The sequence below is a fragment of the Neobacillus driksii genome (assembly GCF_013409995.1).
GTDB lineage: Bacteria > Bacillota > Bacilli > Bacillales > Cytobacillaceae > Neobacillus > Neobacillus driksii.
This window is the reverse complement of sequence record NZ_JACCBX010000005.1, coordinates 303,096-320,295: the sequence shown is the minus strand read 5'-3', so window position 1 is coordinate 320,295 and position 17,200 is coordinate 303,096. Positions and strand designations below refer to the sequence as shown.

The 17,200-nt window shown below is 40.5% G+C and carries 17 protein-coding genes; all 17 read left to right on the top strand.

Annotation, left to right across the window (positions count from 1 at the left end; genetic code table 11):
* Positions 1 to 44: 44 nt before the first annotated feature.
* Positions 45 to 902, top strand: a complete 858-nt coding sequence (gene atpG, locus F4694_RS13440) for an ATP synthase F1 subunit gamma (RefSeq protein ID WP_179598669.1) — start codon at positions 45 to 47, stop codon at positions 900 to 902.
* 168 nt (positions 903 to 1,070) lie between these two features.
* A complete protein-coding gene (gene atpD / locus F4694_RS13435) occupies positions 1,071 to 2,492 on the top strand; it encodes a F0F1 ATP synthase subunit beta (protein WP_179598667.1) in 1,422 nt (473 codons plus the stop codon).
* A gap of 21 nt (positions 2,493 to 2,513) precedes the next feature.
* On the top strand, positions 2,514 to 2,924 hold the full coding sequence (locus tag F4694_RS13430) for a F0F1 ATP synthase subunit epsilon (protein WP_179598665.1): 411 nt from the start codon (positions 2,514 to 2,516) through the stop codon (positions 2,922 to 2,924).
* Between the two features lie 142 nt (positions 2,925 to 3,066).
* Positions 3,067 to 4,164 (top strand): GerAB/ArcD/ProY family transporter, encoded by a 1,098-nt coding sequence (locus F4694_RS13425; protein WP_179598662.1) that lies wholly within the window; start codon positions 3,067 to 3,069, stop codon positions 4,162 to 4,164.
* A 28-nt stretch (positions 4,165 to 4,192) separates the two neighbouring features.
* Positions 4,193 to 5,755 carry a spore germination protein gene (locus tag F4694_RS13420; protein WP_179598660.1) on the top strand — a complete coding sequence of 521 codons (1,563 nt, stop codon included), beginning with the start codon at positions 4,193 to 4,195 and terminating at the stop codon, positions 5,753 to 5,755.
* Positions 5,756 to 5,784: 29 nt separating this feature from the next.
* Positions 5,785 to 6,933, top strand: a complete 1,149-nt coding sequence (locus F4694_RS13415; protein WP_179598658.1) for a Ger(x)C family spore germination protein — start codon at positions 5,785 to 5,787, stop codon at positions 6,931 to 6,933.
* Positions 6,934 to 6,949: 16 nt separating this feature from the next.
* A complete protein-coding gene (locus F4694_RS13410) occupies positions 6,950 to 7,114 on the top strand; it encodes a hypothetical protein (protein WP_179598656.1) in 165 nt (54 codons plus the stop codon).
* Positions 7,115 to 7,266: 152 nt separating this feature from the next.
* Complete coding sequence (locus tag F4694_RS13405; RefSeq protein WP_179598654.1) at positions 7,267 to 7,908, top strand: HAD family hydrolase; 642 nt, start codon at positions 7,267 to 7,269, stop codon at positions 7,906 to 7,908.
* Positions 7,909 to 8,070: 162 nt separating this feature from the next.
* Positions 8,071 to 9,045 carry an SIS domain-containing protein gene (locus F4694_RS13400; RefSeq protein WP_179598652.1) on the top strand — a complete coding sequence of 325 codons (975 nt, stop codon included), beginning with the start codon at positions 8,071 to 8,073 and terminating at the stop codon, positions 9,043 to 9,045.
* A gap of 211 nt (positions 9,046 to 9,256) precedes the next feature.
* Positions 9,257 to 10,534, top strand: a complete 1,278-nt coding sequence (locus tag F4694_RS13395; RefSeq protein ID WP_179598650.1) for an ABC transporter substrate-binding protein — start codon at positions 9,257 to 9,259, stop codon at positions 10,532 to 10,534.
* Between the two features lie 94 nt (positions 10,535 to 10,628).
* Positions 10,629 to 11,513 (top strand): carbohydrate ABC transporter permease, encoded by an 885-nt coding sequence (locus tag F4694_RS13390; RefSeq protein WP_179598648.1) that lies wholly within the window; start codon positions 10,629 to 10,631, stop codon positions 11,511 to 11,513.
* 1 nt (position 11,514) lies between these two features.
* A complete protein-coding gene (locus tag F4694_RS13385) occupies positions 11,515 to 12,393 on the top strand; it encodes a carbohydrate ABC transporter permease (protein WP_179598646.1) in 879 nt (292 codons plus the stop codon).
* 17 nt (positions 12,394 to 12,410) lie between these two features.
* Complete coding sequence (locus F4694_RS13380; RefSeq protein ID WP_179598644.1) at positions 12,411 to 13,229, top strand: PfkB family carbohydrate kinase; 819 nt, start codon at positions 12,411 to 12,413, stop codon at positions 13,227 to 13,229.
* Between the two features lie 130 nt (positions 13,230 to 13,359).
* Positions 13,360 to 14,127: a GntR family transcriptional regulator gene (locus F4694_RS13375; RefSeq protein WP_179598642.1), complete on the top strand. Its 768-nt coding sequence runs from the start codon at positions 13,360 to 13,362 to the stop codon at positions 14,125 to 14,127.
* Between the two features lie 909 nt (positions 14,128 to 15,036).
* Positions 15,037 to 15,411 carry an NADH-quinone oxidoreductase subunit A gene (locus tag F4694_RS13370; protein WP_179599056.1) on the top strand — a complete coding sequence of 125 codons (375 nt, stop codon included), beginning with the start codon at positions 15,037 to 15,039 and terminating at the stop codon, positions 15,409 to 15,411.
* The gene (locus F4694_RS13365; RefSeq protein ID WP_063254614.1) at positions 15,402 to 15,914 is read left to right on the top strand and encodes a NuoB/complex I 20 kDa subunit family protein; all 513 of its coding nucleotides are present in this window, start codon (positions 15,402 to 15,404) and stop codon (positions 15,912 to 15,914) included. Before F4694_RS13370 ends, F4694_RS13365 begins: the two co-directional genes overlap by 10 nt.
* A 3-nt stretch (positions 15,915 to 15,917) precedes the next feature.
* On the top strand, positions 15,918 to 17,198 hold the full coding sequence (locus F4694_RS13360) for an NADH-quinone oxidoreductase subunit C (protein WP_179598640.1): 1,281 nt from the start codon (positions 15,918 to 15,920) through the stop codon (positions 17,196 to 17,198).
* Positions 17,199 to 17,200 lie beyond the last annotated feature (2 nt).

The window sequence follows — 17,200 nt, the reverse complement described above, 5'->3', positions numbered from 1 at the left end:
GTTTAACCCCAAACACAATCTTTGTAAGAGGGTGGTGAGAACCTATGGCATCATTACGCGATATAAAAAATAGTATTAATTCTACTAAAAAGATGAGTCAGATTACCAAAGCAATGGAGATGACATCCGCTGCTAAATGGAACCGTGGAGTTATGAATGCAAAAGCATTTGTTCCTTACATGGAGAAAATCCAGGAAGTTACTGTGGCTGTCGCAATGGGCAGCAACGGAATTAATCATCCAATGCTTCAATCTCGACCTGTCAAGAAAACCGGTTATATTGTTATGACATCCGATCGTGGTCTAGCTGGTGCTTTTAACAGTAACGTGATCCGTCGTGTGTTTCAAACAATCCAAAATCGCCACAAATCGAAAGATGAATATTCGATTATTGCAATCGGTCGTGTTGCACGTGACTTCTTTGCAAAACGTGGTATTAATGTCGATCTCGAAATTGTTGGTATATCCGATCAACCGAGCTTCGAAAGCGTTAAAGACATTACTAGTAGTACAGTAGGTATGTTCTCCGATGGAACCTTCGATGAACTTTACTTATATTACACGCATTATAAAAGTGCCATTACTCAAGAAGTTACTGAGAAGAAGCTGCTTCCACTAACGGATATTTCAACTTCTTCAAAGCTTACTTCTTATGAATTCGAGCCATCTGCAGAAGAAATTTTAGACGTTCTCCTTCCTCAGTATGCTGAGAGCTTAATTTATGGCGCTCTTTTAGACAGTAAAGCGAGCGAGCATGCAGCCCGGATGACTGCGATGAGAAACGCTACTGATAATGCGAAAGAAATGATCAAAAATTATTCACTTATTTACAACCGTGCTCGTCAAGCAGCGATTACACAAGAAATTGCAGAAATCGTCGGCGGTGCGGCTGCACTAGAGTAGAATCATATTTTTAAATAACCCCCATTTTGGGGCCATGATAAGTCCTAGCTGAGGGAATGAGTTCATCGTTCCCGACTGCATTTTAAGGATGATAACTAGCAAAGTGAGATTCACATCGTTCCTTTTTTAAAAGGGGTTTTGTGACAAAGTAAGATAGGAGGGAAAATGATGAACAAAGGAAGCGTTCTTCAGATTTTGGGGCCAGTTATTGACGTTAAATTTGAAAATGGCCATTTACCTGAGATTCATAACGCTTTGCGTATTGAATACAAAGCGCAAAGTCAATCTGAAGTTGATATCCACTTAACTCTTGAAGTAGCCCTTCATTTAGGTGATGATACGGTTCGTACAATTGCGATGGCATCCACTGATGGTGTAATGCGTGGAATGGAAGTTACCGATACAGGTGCTCCAATTTCCGTACCAGTAGGTGAGCCAACACTTGGCCGTGTATTTAACGTACTAGGTGAAGCAATTGACCTTAAGGAGGAAATTCCAGCAAGTGCTCGTCGTGATTCCATTCACCGTGAAGCACCAACGTTTGAAAATCTTTCTACTGAAGTAGAAATTCTTGAAACTGGTATTAAAGTAGTAGACTTACTTGCTCCTTATATTAAGGGTGGTAAGATCGGTCTTTTCGGTGGTGCCGGTGTAGGTAAAACCGTATTAATCCAGGAATTAATCAATAACATCGCGCAAGAGCACAGCGGTATTTCGGTATTCGCTGGTGTTGGTGAGCGTACACGTGAAGGTAATGACCTTTATCATGAAATGACAGATTCAGGCGTTATCAAACAAACAGCGATGGTATTCGGACAAATGAACGAGCCGCCAGGAGCACGTATGCGTGTTGCACTGACTGGTTTGACAATGGCTGAATATTTCCGTGATGAGCAAGGACAGGACGTTCTTTTCTTCATGGATAACATCTTCCGTTTCACGCAAGCAGGTTCTGAGGTTTCTGCGCTATTAGGCCGTATGCCTTCTGCCGTAGGTTACCAGCCAACACTTGCTACTGAGATGGGTAAATTACAAGAACGTATTACTTCTACAAATAAAGGTTCTGTTACATCCATTCAAGCGATTTATGTACCTGCCGATGACTATACGGATCCGGCTCCTGCTACAACATTCGCTCACTTAGATGCGACAACAAACCTTGAGCGTAAGCTTTCTGAGATGGGTATCTACCCTGCGGTGGATCCACTTGCATCAACTTCACGTGCATTGTCACCTGAAATCGTTGGTGAAGAGCATTACAATGTTGCTCGTCAAGTACAATCAACTTTACAACGTTACCGTGAATTACAGGATATAATTGCGATCCTAGGTATGGATGAACTTTCTGATGATGATAAGTTAGTGGTACTTCGTGCACGTCGTATCCAAAACTTCTTATCACAGAACTTCCACGTTGCTGAACAGTTCACTGGACAGCCAGGATCTTATGTACCTGTTAAAGAAACAGTTCGTGGTTTCAAAGAAGTCCTTGAAGGTAAGTATGACCACCTTCCAGAAGATGCATTCCGCTTAGTTGGACGTATTGAAGACGTAGTGGAAAATGCAAAACGCATGGGTGTAGAGGCCTAAAGCCTGTCAGGAGGGTAAAAAATGAAGACGATTAAAGTCAGTGTTGTTACTCCCGATGGCCCGGTGTATGAGTCTGATGTGGAAATGGTCAGTACCAAGGCTCAAAGTGGTGAGCTAGGTATTTTACCAGGACATATTCCTATGGTTGCTCCGCTTGCAATTGGGGTTGTACGCCTCAAGAAGGCTGGAGGCAAAGAACCAGATCTTGTTGCTGTGAGTGGTGGCTTCCTTGAAGTTCGTCCTGAAAAAGTAACGATCCTAGCACAAGCCGCTGAAAAAGCAGAGGATATCGACGTGGAACGTGCACTAAGAGCAAGAGAACGTGCCGAGCAGCGTATGAAAGATCAGAAAGCGGAACACACTGATTTCCGCCGTGCTGAACTAGCCCTGCAACGTGCCATCAACCGTCTAACGGTTACAGGAAAACAATAATTAGTTATCAATCAAACCCCTGCTGGTCATCGGACTGGCGGGGGTTTTTTGTTATATGCATAACTTGTTACATATTTGAAAATAGTAAGAAAAGGAAAATTCATTACCAAATTATAGGCTAGCTCGCTAGAAGGTGAATAGGATGTATACGGAAAAAATTAGTGGGCTCCAACTTTTTTATTTAATGGTTGGTTATGTATTAGGGACAGCAATTATTTTAGGTTTAGGCTTAAATTCCAAGCAGGATGCATGGATTTTTATATTAATTGGTATGTCAGGCAGCTTAATCTTAATGGCTGTTTTTACCCAATTAGCGGCCTATTATCCAGGCGATTCACTGGTTGAAATGCTGCCTAAGATTATCGGGAAGTTTCTTTCCTATCCGGTCATTTTGCTTTATATTTTACATTTTACCTATTCTGCTGCTAGAGCAAGCAGGGAATTAGGCGATCTTATTGTAACAACGATTCTATCTGAAACTCCGATTTTTGTTGTCATTGCAAGTTTTATGGTGCTGATGATTTATTGCCTCCGAGGTGGAGTGGAAACGTTTGCCCGAATGGCAGAAATCGTTTTTCCTATTTATATTTTTTCTCTGATTCTTATTTGGATTCTACTCTTTAGCGTAGATCAATTTGATATTAAAAATCTTACTCCTATACTAGGAAATGGATTAATGCCAGTGTTGAAAGACGCTTTTCCTACTGCGATTAATTTCCCGTTTGGAGAAACCATTGTGATTATGATGTTATTTCCTCATTTGGGAAATAGTAAGCATGCTAGAAGGATAGGGATGTCAATCATTTTGGTAGGCGGTCTGCTGTTAACTATTAACTCGATTATGATGATATCTGTTTTAGGACCGGAAATTTACAGCAGGGATATTTTTTCCCTTCTATCCGCTACGCAAATGGTATCGGTTGCAGATTTTCTCGAGCGTTTTGACGCACTTGTCATTCTAATGATGGTAGCGGGAGTGTTTTTTAAGGTAGGGGCGTTTACTTTTGCGGCAGCTGTTGGAATTTCTCAATTATTGAGTTTAAAACAGACTCGGTCGGTCTGCCTTGGACTTGGATCCATCATTCCACCGTTATCACTAGTAACCGCATCCAGTTTCGTTGAACATATCGAAATTGGATTTAAATATTATGTTACCTATGTACATACCCTTTTACAAATTATCCTGCCAATCCTATTCCTGTGCATTGCTTTTATCCGAAAAAAATGGGGTCAACGATAGGTTCATTTATGATTAGGTGGTGCTGGCATTGAAAATTTTCCGACAGATGAAAAGATTAAGTGCTAAAAATAAACCTCATATGAAGGAGCAGAGTGTTCAAGAGCAAGGTAACAACGAGGGGTTAACAGGTAATCTGGAGGAAGATTTTCAGCGGATTAAACAGCTTTTTGAAGGGGCCGCAGATTTTGCTTATCGGGAGATTGAGATCAACGCTGCTTACTCGGCGCTCATCTTGTACTTAAATGGTTTAGTTAATGTAGAAAGAATGGAATTACATGTTATTCATCCATTAGTAAAGGCTAACGAGAAATTACCGAGGCGTGCGGAAATAACCATAGATGATATGAAAGGGATTCTTAGTTCAGCCCAAGTAAAGCAAGGGACAACCTTCCAAGAAGTGATTGATCAAATTTTAGCAGGCGGAACAATTTTACTCATGAATGGCTCGAAAAGTGCACTTTTTATTAGCGAGCAGTCGTGGGAGCAGCGCTCGGTTGATGAACCAGTGTCTGAAGCGGTCGTTTTAGGTCCAAGAGAAGGTTTTACCGAAAATATCCGAACGAATGGAAGTATGATTCGAAGACGGTTAAAAACAACGAAACTCAAGTTTGAATATATGAAGCTCGGAAGCCTTTCACAAACGGAAGTGATGATTACCTATCTTGAGGATATTGCCCAGCATTCGATTGTAGAGGAAGTTCGGAGCCGATTAAATCGAATTGAGATTGACGCCATTGAGGATAGCGGCTACATTGTGGAATTTATCGAGGATCAGCCGTTCTCTTTGTTTCCCCAGGTGCTGCAGACGGAACGGCCGGATCGAGTGGTTGGTAATCTTCTCGAAGGGAAAGTCGGGATTTTGGTGGCCAACAGCCCATTTGCCCTTATTGTTCCGGTCACTTTTTTTGAAATGATGAATTCACCTGAGGACTATTATGGAAGGTTTATCATAACTTCGTTTATTCGATTTATCCGCTATTTATTTTTAGCTGTGGCTTTATTGTTTCCTTCCATTTATATTGCGGTGACCACCTTCCATCATGAATTACTGCCAACCAATCTGATATTTAGTGTCGCGGCTTCAAGGGAAAAAGTGCCGTTTCCAGCGGTGGTTGAAGCATTGTTAATGGAAATAACCTTTGAGGCATTGCGTGAAGCGGGGTTGAGGTTGCCGAGACCAATCGGGTCAACTGTCAGTATTGTCGGTGCATTGGTGGTAGGGCAGGCAGCGGTTGAGGCTGGAATTGTTTCTGCTCCATTGGTCATTGTGGTCGCAACGACAGGGATTGCGTCGTTTATGTTTCCGAGTTACCCCCTAACAGGAGCGATTCGCCTCCTTCGCTTTTTTATGATTTTCTTAGCGGCGACGCTGGGTTTTTATGGCATTCTGCTTGGAATTTTCTTTATATCGGTTCATCTCGTCAAACTTCGGTCGTTTGGTGTCCCCTATATGGCTCCAATCGCTCCCTTTCATTTTAATAATCTTAAAGATATATTTATTCGGGCTCCATGGTGGAAAATAAATGAACGCCCACATGAAACAGGAAAAAGGAATTTGAAACGGTTAAGCTCCCGGAAACCTAAATATTAATCGTTTTTTAACTGGACAGGATGGTCTTAATGAAAGTGATGAGAATGCTTTTAATTTGGGGAATAACACTGATTATGCTGGCGGGTTGTTGGAACCGGGTTGAAATTAACGATATTGCTATTGTGACAGCCATTGGTCTTGACCTTGTCGAGGAGGATCAACTCCGCTTAACACTTCAAGTGGCCGTCCCTTCAAAGTTAGTAACGGGTACCACAGGCGGAAGCAGTGGAAAAAGCACCATTGTCATTTCAGAAACGGGTGCATCGGTATCGGAGGCATACCGAAATATTCAAGGAAAGTTGTCAAGACGAATCTTTTTTTCCCAAAGCCGTGTCCTTTTGATTGGTGAGGATTTAGCTAAAAAGGGAGTTTTTCATATTGTCGACTTCCATACAAGGTACGCTGAGCCTCGAATTAATAGCTTTATTATGTTCACAAAGGGTAAAGCCTCTAAAATCATCAATAGTATGCCAAAATTTGAAGGTGTTTCGGCAGAGGAAATGAGAGAGCTCGCCAAAATGAGTGTAGGGTTTAAAATTTATGTCAGGGATTTTCTGAATATGCTTCTGACAGAGGGGATAGAACCATTTGCTTCACAGTTTACCTTAAAGCCCTTAGAAGTGAATACAAAGAATAAATCAGGTGAAGCGCAGGCTGTAAATGGAATCGCTGTGTTTAAAGGGGACAAGCTAGTAGGCTGGATGGATGAGGTTGAAACGCGAGGCCTGTTATGGCTTCGTAATGAAATCAAAACGGGTGTTATTACGGTCAATATCCCTGAGGAAAAAGGCGGGGGAAACATTAGTATGGAAATCGTAAGAGGAGAAACGAATATTGTTCCCATACTCAAACGAGGGGAATTAAAACTGGACGTGGATGTGGTTACAGAATTGAGCGTAATCGAAAATGACTCGAAGTTAAACCTCTTTGATACAAAGGTAATCGAGGAGATTCAAACATATGCTGAGGAGAAAATCAGCAAAAGGATTGAAATGATTGTAGAAAAGGCGCAAAAAGAGTATGAGTCCGACATTTTTGGCTTTGGTCAATCGGTCTACAAGAAATATCCGAAGGAATGGAATACTCATTATAAAGAGAACTGGGAGAACGAATTTGCCCAAACAAAGGTTGCCATCCATTCTAAAGCCTTTGTAAGAAGAATTGGTTTAATTAAATGACAAAGAGGAATGAAAAATGCTCAAGTTTTTAATGATAATTCTCATCTTTGCAGTAATTTTTGCATGGGAAATTCCACAGTTAGTACGAAAAGGGGAAATGAAGGAATTAGTGGTGTTTTCATTTCTTGCTTTAATCGGATTGGCATTAAGTATTTTGATGGTGGTACGGTCGTTTATTTAGGTGATGTTTTATCAATTAACCCCCTGCTGGTCGACGGACTGGTAGGGGTTTTTACTTTTTCTAGTATTTGTTTTGATTAAGTTCGATTAATGACATATAACGTATTATGATGTTATATTTAATATAATTGGAAAAAGTAGGAGGGATAGAAGGTGAAGTTAGTAATTTTTGATATGGATGGATTGTTGTTTGATACGGAATGGCCGTCGTTTCAAGCATTAAAGGAAGCGGTTGAAAGACGAGGTTTTACGTTTACGATTGAGAACTATAAACAGTTAATCGGGTTGGCGCATGGTAAGTCAATGGAAGTAATGCAGCAAATGTATGGCGGTAAACTTCCGTATGAAGAAATCATTATCGATTATCGGAAGCGGTTTAAGGAGATTTTAGCGAACGATGGCGTTGGTATAAAGCGGGGAGCCATAAAACTACTAGATGCGCTTGATCAGCGGGGAATGAAAAAATGCATTGCTTCCTCCAGTGCACGGGAAACGATTGCTTCATACTTGAAGCTGACAGGCCTTGAGGATCGCTTTGATTTTTATATTAGTGGGAATGAAGTGAAAAAGGGTAAGCCTCATCCCGATATTTTTTTAGAAGCGTGTAAAATCGCCGGGGAGCCGGTGGAGTCTGCTTTAGTGTTAGAGGACTCATTGAATGGGTTGAAGGCAGCTTGTGCGGCAGAAATTCGTTGTATATTGGTACCCGATTTAATTGATCCTACGGAGGAAATGAAGGAAAAGGCATATAAAATTATCGAAGATTTAGAAAAAGTGATAGAGGTATTGGAGTAGCCCCTTATTTGGAATAAGGGTTGTTTTTTTGTGATTTTGTCAGACTTTGTCGGAAAAAAGTAATTAACAGAATCTTTAAAAGTGTTTGACTTGCGGGATAAGTCAGTTTATACTCTTAGTAAGACATCATATGATGTCATATAACATTAGGGGGTAAAGTAAATGAAAACTGAACATGTTAACCAAATTGCTGCTGCTATCAATGCAGTTAAAGCAATAGAAGTGAAGAATGTTTATTTTGTAGCTTGTGGGGGTTCGATGGCGTCCCTTGCTACTGGGGATTATTTCTTAAACAGAGAAATTGAGATTCCAAGCAGAGTTTATACTTCTAATGAATTTGTTCATGTGAACCCACCAGGACTTGGTGAAGGAAGCGTTGTTATCCTTCGTTCACATTCAGGAACTACACCAGAAACAGTTGCTGCTGCTAAATTTGCAAGAGAAAAAGGAGCAGTTACGATTGCGATTTCCATGGAGGTTGATTCTCCACTTTGTCAAGAAGCCGAGTATACAGTTCATTACAACTATAAGGATGGCTCAGATGCGATTGACGGCGAAACTGGTGTATATTACAGCTTAATTTTCGGTATTTTGAATGCGGTTTCACCAAATGAAAAATACGAAAGAGTATTAAATCAATTAAATAATTTAGAAACTCTTTTTGAATCAAACAGAAAATTGACTTATGATCGTGCATTCCAATTTGGAAGCGAATACAAGCGTGATAAACTGATTTATACAATGGGTAGCGGTGCTTACTATCACCAGGCATATTCGTTTACAAGCTGCTTGTTAATGGAAATGTTGTGGATCCACTCTAATGCGATCCATTCTGGCGAATACTTCCACGGACCATTTGAAGCAACGGACTTTGATGTTCCATTCCTAATTATTAAAGGAGAAGGCGCTACTCGTCCATTAGATGAAAGAGCGATTAACTTTGCACAAAAATTCAGTAAAAAAGTTGAAGTTGTCGATGTAGCGGAATTGGATTACACAGGTATTGATGAAGATCTTAAAGAATACTTTGGTCCAGCTCTTGCAGGTGTTGTATTACGTCAATATGCAGATGGATTGGCAGAGCATACAGGTCACCCGCTTTCAGTAAGACGCTATATGTGGAAAATGGAATATTAATCTACCAACATTAGTCACTTAACAACTCGGGTTCAACATGATAGATTATAAGAAAGATTTTCTAATATACTTACGGGACACGTTTTACAAGTGGACAAGGTTCAGTTGAAGGTTAATCTAATCTACGTTGTTGACTAGGACACTTAATTGAACTCACTCCATTTTATTATTTTAAAATTTATTATCAGAATATTTTAAAGGGAGTGAAAAAATGAAAAGATTTTTAGCCATTTTCATGACAGTTCTTTTATTAGCGTTAACAGCTTGTTCCTCCTCAGCAGGAAACGAAGAAAAAAAATCTTCTGATAAAGATGTAGTAGAAATCAATTTCTTCCATAGATGGCCGAATGAACCACGGAAATCTTTCTATGATCAGAAAATTAAAGAATTTGAAGAGGCTAATCCAGGGGTTAAAATTAATGTCAATTCTGTTTTAAACGACTCTTACAAAGAGAAAATTAGAGTACTCGTTTCTAACGACGATCTTCCAGATATTTTCTCATCTTGGTCTGACTCATTTGCTGAAAACCTTGTATCATCTGGTCGTATTATGGAGCTAGATAATATTTTAGCAGAGGATTCTGAGTGGGCAGGAAAAGTAATCGAGTCTCAGTTTGCAGGTTTTACATTTGATGAAAAGAAGTATGGAGTACCATTTACCGTTGACGGAAAGGCATTCTTCTATAATAAGGAAGCCTTCAAGAAAAATAATCTTGAAGTTCCTAAAACCTATAAAGAATTTATCGCAGTTCTAGATAAGTTACAGGATGCTGGCTATGAAACGCCGTTAGTAGAAGGTTTAACCAATGCATGGGCGATTTCGCATTACATGGGAACTATTTTCCAAAGGGTTGTTGATCCTGCTGTAACAGCAAAAGATTATAACGTCGAAACAGGTGAGTTTACAGATCCAGGTTATATTAAAGGATTGGAAATCTTCAAGGAACTTACTGATTACATGGGAGATCTATCAACTGCAATTGACCACGAGGCTGCAAGAAATATGTTTGCTAGTGGTGAAGCACCAATCGTTTACATGCAGTTTGCTGAAGTTAAAATGGTAGAAGATGAAGGTATGAAAGACTTCGGTTTCTTTGACTTCCCTGAAATTGAGGGCGGTAAAGGTGATTCTAAGGCACTTACTGGTGCACCTGAAGGATGGATGTTAAGTAAAAATGCACCAAAAGAAGCAGTTGATTTCTTGAAGTTCTTAACATCTGAAGAAACGGCTTACGATTTCACAAAAACAGATGGACAATTGAATGCCGTACAGGGTGCTGTTGATGAAGGCAATACTTCTCCTGCCAGATTAGAAGCGTATGAGCTCGTAACAAATGCTTCTGCAACTACACCATGGTTTGATAATGCTGTTAATATCAATATTGCCGATATCTTTATGAGAGGCGGACAGACATTAGCAAATGAGCAAACGACTCCTGAAGACATTATGAAGGAAGTTCAAGCTGAAGCAAAACGTTTGAAAAAGTAGAATGAATTCCCCTTCCCCAAGGTTCGAGGACAGTGTTCCTGAGAATCTTGGGGAAAATCTAACAAACGAGTCAAAAATATTAGGGGTGGGGTCAATGCAAAGAAGGAAATTTAATATTATCCCTGTACTATTCTTATTGCCGAGTATCGCCTTGCTGCTCGTATTTGTCTATATTCCGCTTATACAAAACTTTTACAATAGCTTCTTTGATTTTTCTGTATTCTCTCAAACAAAAACCTTTGTTGGTTTGGAAAATTTTAAAAACCTATTAGCCGATAAGGTAGTAAGTGTTGCACTTCTCAATAACGTTAAGTATGCAATCATTTCTGTGGTCTTACAGGTCGGTCTAGCATTAGTGTTAGCTTATATTTTGGAAGATAAATTATTTCACAGAGTAGCCCCTTTCCTTAGGGTCGTTTACTTTATGCCAGTTATGATTTCCATTTCTGTTGTGGCTTTACTATTTGGGTTTGTTTACAACCCGCAAATGGGACTTTTAAACAGTTTCCTTGAATTAATTGGTTTAGAAAACCTGAAAGAGGTATGGCTAGGCAATCCTGAGACAGCCATTTATTCCGTCATTGCAATGTCACAATGGCATAGTATTGGGTTTGTTACCCTTTTGTTTATCGTTGCGATTCAGAAAATTCCGAAAGAGCTTTACGAAGCTGCTGATATAGATGGAGCTGGAAAAATAAGAAAGTTTTTTAGCATTACAGTACCACAAGTAAGAGAAGCTATATTTGTAAACACGTTAATTACGATCACTGGATCTATGCTCGTTTTCAACGAACCTTATATTTTGACGAATGGCGGACCAGGCTTTAGTTCAACGGTTATGTCTGTACATATGTATCAGACTGGATTTGTGAAAGATAACATGGGCTATGCTTCGACACTGGCGATTATTATCTTTCTTTTGACAGCGGTGCTGGCGCTAATACAAATTAAATTGTCTCGGACGGGAAAGGATGATTAACATGGAGCAGGTAATAAAACCATCTGTGGAGCAGGTAATAAAACCATCTCGGAAACTACGGAAATTTAGTATCGGCCAATTTGTCACCATGTTAATGTTGGCGGCCTTTGCAATCGTCATCCTTTATCCGCTTCTTTGGATGGTTATCTCTTCGATGAAGAGCTATAATGAGATCTTCAATGATGTCTGGGGCTTACCAAGTACTTGGATTGTTGAAAACTACTCACTTGCCTGGTCAAAAGGTATATCCGGCTATTTTATGAATAGTTTTTTCGTGACAAGTGTAACCATTATTGCGGTTCTGATTATTGGCTCGATGGCGGCATTTGTACTGGCCAGATATAAGACAAGATGGATTGACATTGCGCTGATTTTTACCATCGGCGGAATGATGATGAATCCGCAGGTTGCCTTAATTCCATTGTTTAATATCCTTACGAATCTAGATTTAATCAATACCCATTTGGCGTTAATTTTAACGTATATCGCTTATCGATTGCCATTAACGATTTTGCTTTTGAGAGGGTATTTTTTAAGTATTCCAAAAGAACTGGAAGAGTCAGCTATTATTGATGGATGTACGGAATTCGGTATCTATCGAAGAATCTATTTGCCGATGTCCGTGCCAATTTTGTTGACAACGATTGTACTAACTGCATTCTTTGCATGGAATGAGTTCTTATTTGCCACAGTCTTTATTGATTCGGAAACATTGAAAACAATTCCATCAGGATTAATGAACTTTAGAGATGCCTTACGGACAGATTGGGGCGTACTCCTTGCGGGGATGGTACTCGCTTCGCTTCCAATGATTGCGCTGTTAATCTTCTTGCAAAAGTATCTAGTTCAAGGACTATCTGAAGGTTCTGTAAAAGGTTAAAGAAAGGATGAGCACGTGTGAAGATTATTGCAATTGGAGATAATGTGGTAGATTGTTACTTGGATCAGGGGAAGTATTATCCTGGCGGTAACTGTGTCAATGTCGCTGTAAATTGTAAGCGTTCAGGAGCGGAAGATGTCAGTTATATTGGGATTTTTGCCACGGACGATAAAGCAGACCATTTGAAAAACGTACTTGAGCTGGAAGGTATTCCTTATCACCGCTCACGTATGGCAGAAGGAATCAGTGGACAACCCCGCGTAAATCTTACCGAGGATGGCGATCGTGTCTTTGTAGGCGGACCAAAGAATACAGTTCAACATATCTTAAAGTTAAAACTTACCCCAAAAGACTATGAATATATTAAAGAGTTTGATGTTGCTCATACTAGCTGCTATAGTTCAATGGAAGAAGAACTTCCGGGCTTGGCGCAGCATATTAACATATCCTACGATTTCTCGGATAAATATAATGCCGCCCAGCTTGAAAAAGTTTGCCCTTCGATCAAACATGGTTTTTTCTCAGGAGCTCATTTAAGTGATGAGGAGCTGAATAATTTAGTAGAGGAGCTAGGAAAATACACTCTTGAAACGATCGGTATTACTAGAGGTTCTAAGCCTGCTCTTTTTATCCATCAAGGTACAAGGTATTATCAAGAAGTGTATGAAACTGAAATCATCGATACGATGGGAGCAGGGGATAGTTTTATCGCTGGGTTTTTGACAGCCTTCTACAACCACAAAGATATGAGGGATGCATTAGATTTTGCCGCTAAACGAGCAAGTATTACTTGCGGTTTTTATGGCGGGTTCGGCTACCCAAAGGATTTGGAATAGCATAAATGTTATAGCCTTACGCCATCAGGTAAAGGCTATTATTTTTCTTTGAGAACTAGTTTTTGAGTCGTTTTCTTATTATAATTACTATAATTACTAAAAATATGGAAAATTACAGAAGAGGTAACTTATGAATAAGGAAAAATCTGTTGAAACAGAGAGCCCAGTATTTTTGTATGATCAGGTAAAGCATGGCATTATGGAAATGATTAATACGGGAAAAATTGTTTCCGGACAAAGACTGCCGAATGAGAAGGAGTTATGTGAAGCCTTCGACACAAGCAGAATTACCATTAGGCGAGCGTTGAAGGAACTTGCAAGTGAAGGGGTCATTGAAATCATTCATGGAAAAGGGACCTTTGTCAAAAACGTGAAACAAAAAATCCATATTCTTAATCTACAAGGCTTTTCGGAATTGTCAGTAGCGACAGGGGATGGCAATTTCACAAAAGAAATTTTGGTCAACCAAATTGAAACCGCTGACACAGAGCTTATGCAGTATTTTGAACGTAATGAGCCATTTGAAGTGGTGAAGCTTGTACGACTAATAAAGGATGGAAATAATATCTTTAGTGTTGACTTTGCCTATTTACCATGTGATATCTACCCTGGCATTTCTGAAAAAATAAAGGATAATGTTTCAACCTTTAAAGTTATAAATGATGATTACGGAATAAAGTTCGGCAAAGCGCGGAAGGAAATGGAGTTTATTCTTCCTCCTCAAGATTTAAGCAAGCTTCTTCAAGTCTCACGAATGGAAACCGTCATTCAAGTTAAAAAGGTAATAAAGGATGATCATGAAAGACCGGTACATTACTCTGTGTACTACCTCCTTGCTAATAAAGTAAACTTCTATATTGACGTCGATATGGACAGTGATCTTGATTTAACGAAATAATGTAAAACAAAGACCTTTGGCTTGTTGCATGGGTCTTTGTTGTTTTTATATAAATACTTCGTGATTCAAATCTTAGTATTTTTGGAGTTGGCGAGCAGGTAAGAGAACCACAATGGCAGGTTGAGGATGAGGAGGAGGAAATTATGAGGGGATCCGAACCGGAGAAGTAGGAATATGAACCTTTTTTTGGGGAAGGAAAATGACGAGTGCCAGTCTTGCGACTGGCTTTTTATAGGAGTTTAGTAGGATGTTGATTATATTTATTCCTTTTTAATAGAAAGTTTTGAATGATTTGGTTTATTGTGAATATGATAGTGTTGATGGGTTGTACGATTTGTTATTTAGATAATGAGTTTTTTGCGTGGTGTAAATCGATGTTTTTGTATGAAAAGGTACGATTTGATGTACTTTTTATGACAATTCTCACTGACAATAATAGGTTTTTTGTTGTTAAATGTCGTTATAAGGAATAATTTGGCTCTTGCGAGCCATGTGCTAGGCACGTCATCTTCCGCTCTGCTTCAGATCACGTGCATGTGTTCAAGGTTTTACAATTCGCTATTGCGTCATCTCTGAAGTGATTTCAGGGAGCCTTTTCTGCGAGATCACGCAAACGCTCAGAGGGGTGGGCCCTTGTATCGACAAACCAGGCTGCGGACAAAATTGGAAATTCTATCGCCATGTGCTAACGCACATTACGCTTCCGCTAAGGCGTCCGCTTGCAAAATTTCACATTCCAAGGCGTTTCTGAGAGCGAGCTCTCAAACGCTTGTAATGTGAAATTTTGCGGCGATAGAATTTCCAATTTTAATGGGGTGGTGTTGTCGACACAAAGTTGTAACAGTGCTATAATGTTATCGGTTACAAATTTCATTGTTATGAAAATTTACAACATTGGAGGGGATGGACATGGAACTTTTGAATTTATATCAGAATAATTATCTGATAGTTTTTGTGTTCCTCTGTCTTGGGGTGCTGCTGCCGTTGGTGGCGTTATATTTAGGTAAGCTTTTGCGTCCTCATAAGCCGAGTGTCGAGAAGTATACCACATATGAAAGCGGTATTGATCCATTTCACGATTCCCGTGTACAGTTCAATGTCCGCTATTATATTTTTGCCCTTATGTTTGTTATTTTTGATGTAGAGACTGTGTTTTTATATCCATGGGCGGTTGCCTATGATAAGCTGGGAGTTTTTGCGTTAATTGAGATGCTGATTTTCGTAATTATGCTGTTGATTGGCTTAATCTACGCTTGGAAGAAGAAGGTGCTACGATGGACTTAAAACTAGATGACCTTTCACCACAGGAAATGAAAGAATTAGAAAGAAATGTGTTTTTTGCGACGCTAGAGCAAATTAAAGCATGGGCACGCAGTAATTCATTGTGGCCGATGACATTTGGTCTGGCTTGTTGTGCGATTGAAATGATGGGTACGGGCGGAGCTAACTATGACCTTGACCGATTTGGAACGATCTTCCGTACGTCGCCACGTCAGTCGGATTGTATGATTGTATCTGGTACGGTTACGAAGAAGATGGCGCCGATTGTCCGCCGTTTGTATGATCAAATGCCAGAGCCGAAATGGGTTATTGCGATGGGGTCTTGCGCAACTGCAGGAGGTCCGTATGTGAAGTCTTATTCTGTTGTTAAGGGTGTCGATCAAATCGTCCCTGTTGATGTTTATATCCCTGGATGCCCACCAAACCCGGCCGCATTAATTTATGGAATCAATAAATTAAAGGAAAAGATTCGCTATGAGGCGAAGACTGGGAAGAAGGTGATCTAACCGATGAGCGGGGAGAAGGATCTCGATCAATTAAAAAGAGAAGCGGCTGAGAAAGCGAAGGCGGCGGCGTTAGCGAAGCGTCAAGCGAAGGCAGCAGGAGAATCTCAAGGTGCACAGAAACAGGAGGACAAACCTTCTGAACAAGCGCTTAGTCAGGTTGAGTTGCCAGTCCAACAAGAACAGCCAGCTGTAACACCAGCAGAAGATGGTGCAGACCTTGCGAAGAAAAAAGCAGCTGCAGCAGCGAAGGCAAAGGCGGCTGCACTGGCTAAGAAAAAGCGTGAAGGTATTGTGGAGGACGAAGCTCCTGCTCCTGTTGAAGCAGTGGAAGAAACTACAGCAACAACTGAAGCGCCAGAGGATGGAGCCGATCTTGCAAAACAGAAAGCTGCAGCAGTAGCAAAGGCAAAAGCTGCAGCAGTAGCAAAGGCAAAAGCGGCAGCAGCGGCGAAGCGGAAGGCGATGGAGTTAGCGGCAGGCAATACGCAGGCAGAAGAAACACCAGCAGCAGAAGCTGAAACCAGTGATGACGGTGACGACCTTGCGAAGAAAAAGGCAGCGGCAGTCGCTAAGGCGAAAGCGGCAGCAGCGGCGAAGCGGAAGGCAATGGAGTTAGCGGCAGGCAGTACGCCGGTAGAAGAAACCCCAGCAACAGAAGCCGAAACCAGCGATGATGGTGACGACCTTGCGAAGAAAAAGGCAGCGGCAGTAGCAAAAGCCAAAGCGGCAGCAGCAGCGAAAGCAAAAGCAGCAGGCACAGCAAAAGGTGGCGACGTATCGCCAGCCGATACGGCCGTTCAACCATCACCAAATCAGCCTTTCTTAGATAAGTATAGAAAGGTTATCAAGGAAAACTTAGGCCCTAATGTTTTAGAAGATTCTTATATTAATAAATTATCGAAAGATGTTCCAACACTTGTTGCAAAGAAAGATACATATTTCAAGGTAGCTCAATTTTTGAAATATAATGAGCTCCTCGGGTTCGATTATCTCTCTGAGCTGCATGGAACAGATTTTGTCACACATATGGAAGTTTATGTTCACTTATTCTCATACAAAAATCGCCAATCAGTGGCGTTAAAAGTAAAGATTGACCGCGATGAACCAACAATCGAGTCCTTGCAGCCAATTTGGGCAGGAGCTAACTGGCCTGAGTGCGAAGCTTATGATTTACTAGGAATTAAGTTTACCGGACATCCGAATTTACATCGGATTATGCTAGGAGAAGATTGGGTTGGCCATCCACTGCGTAAAGATTATGAACCGTATGATGTGGAGGTGTAACC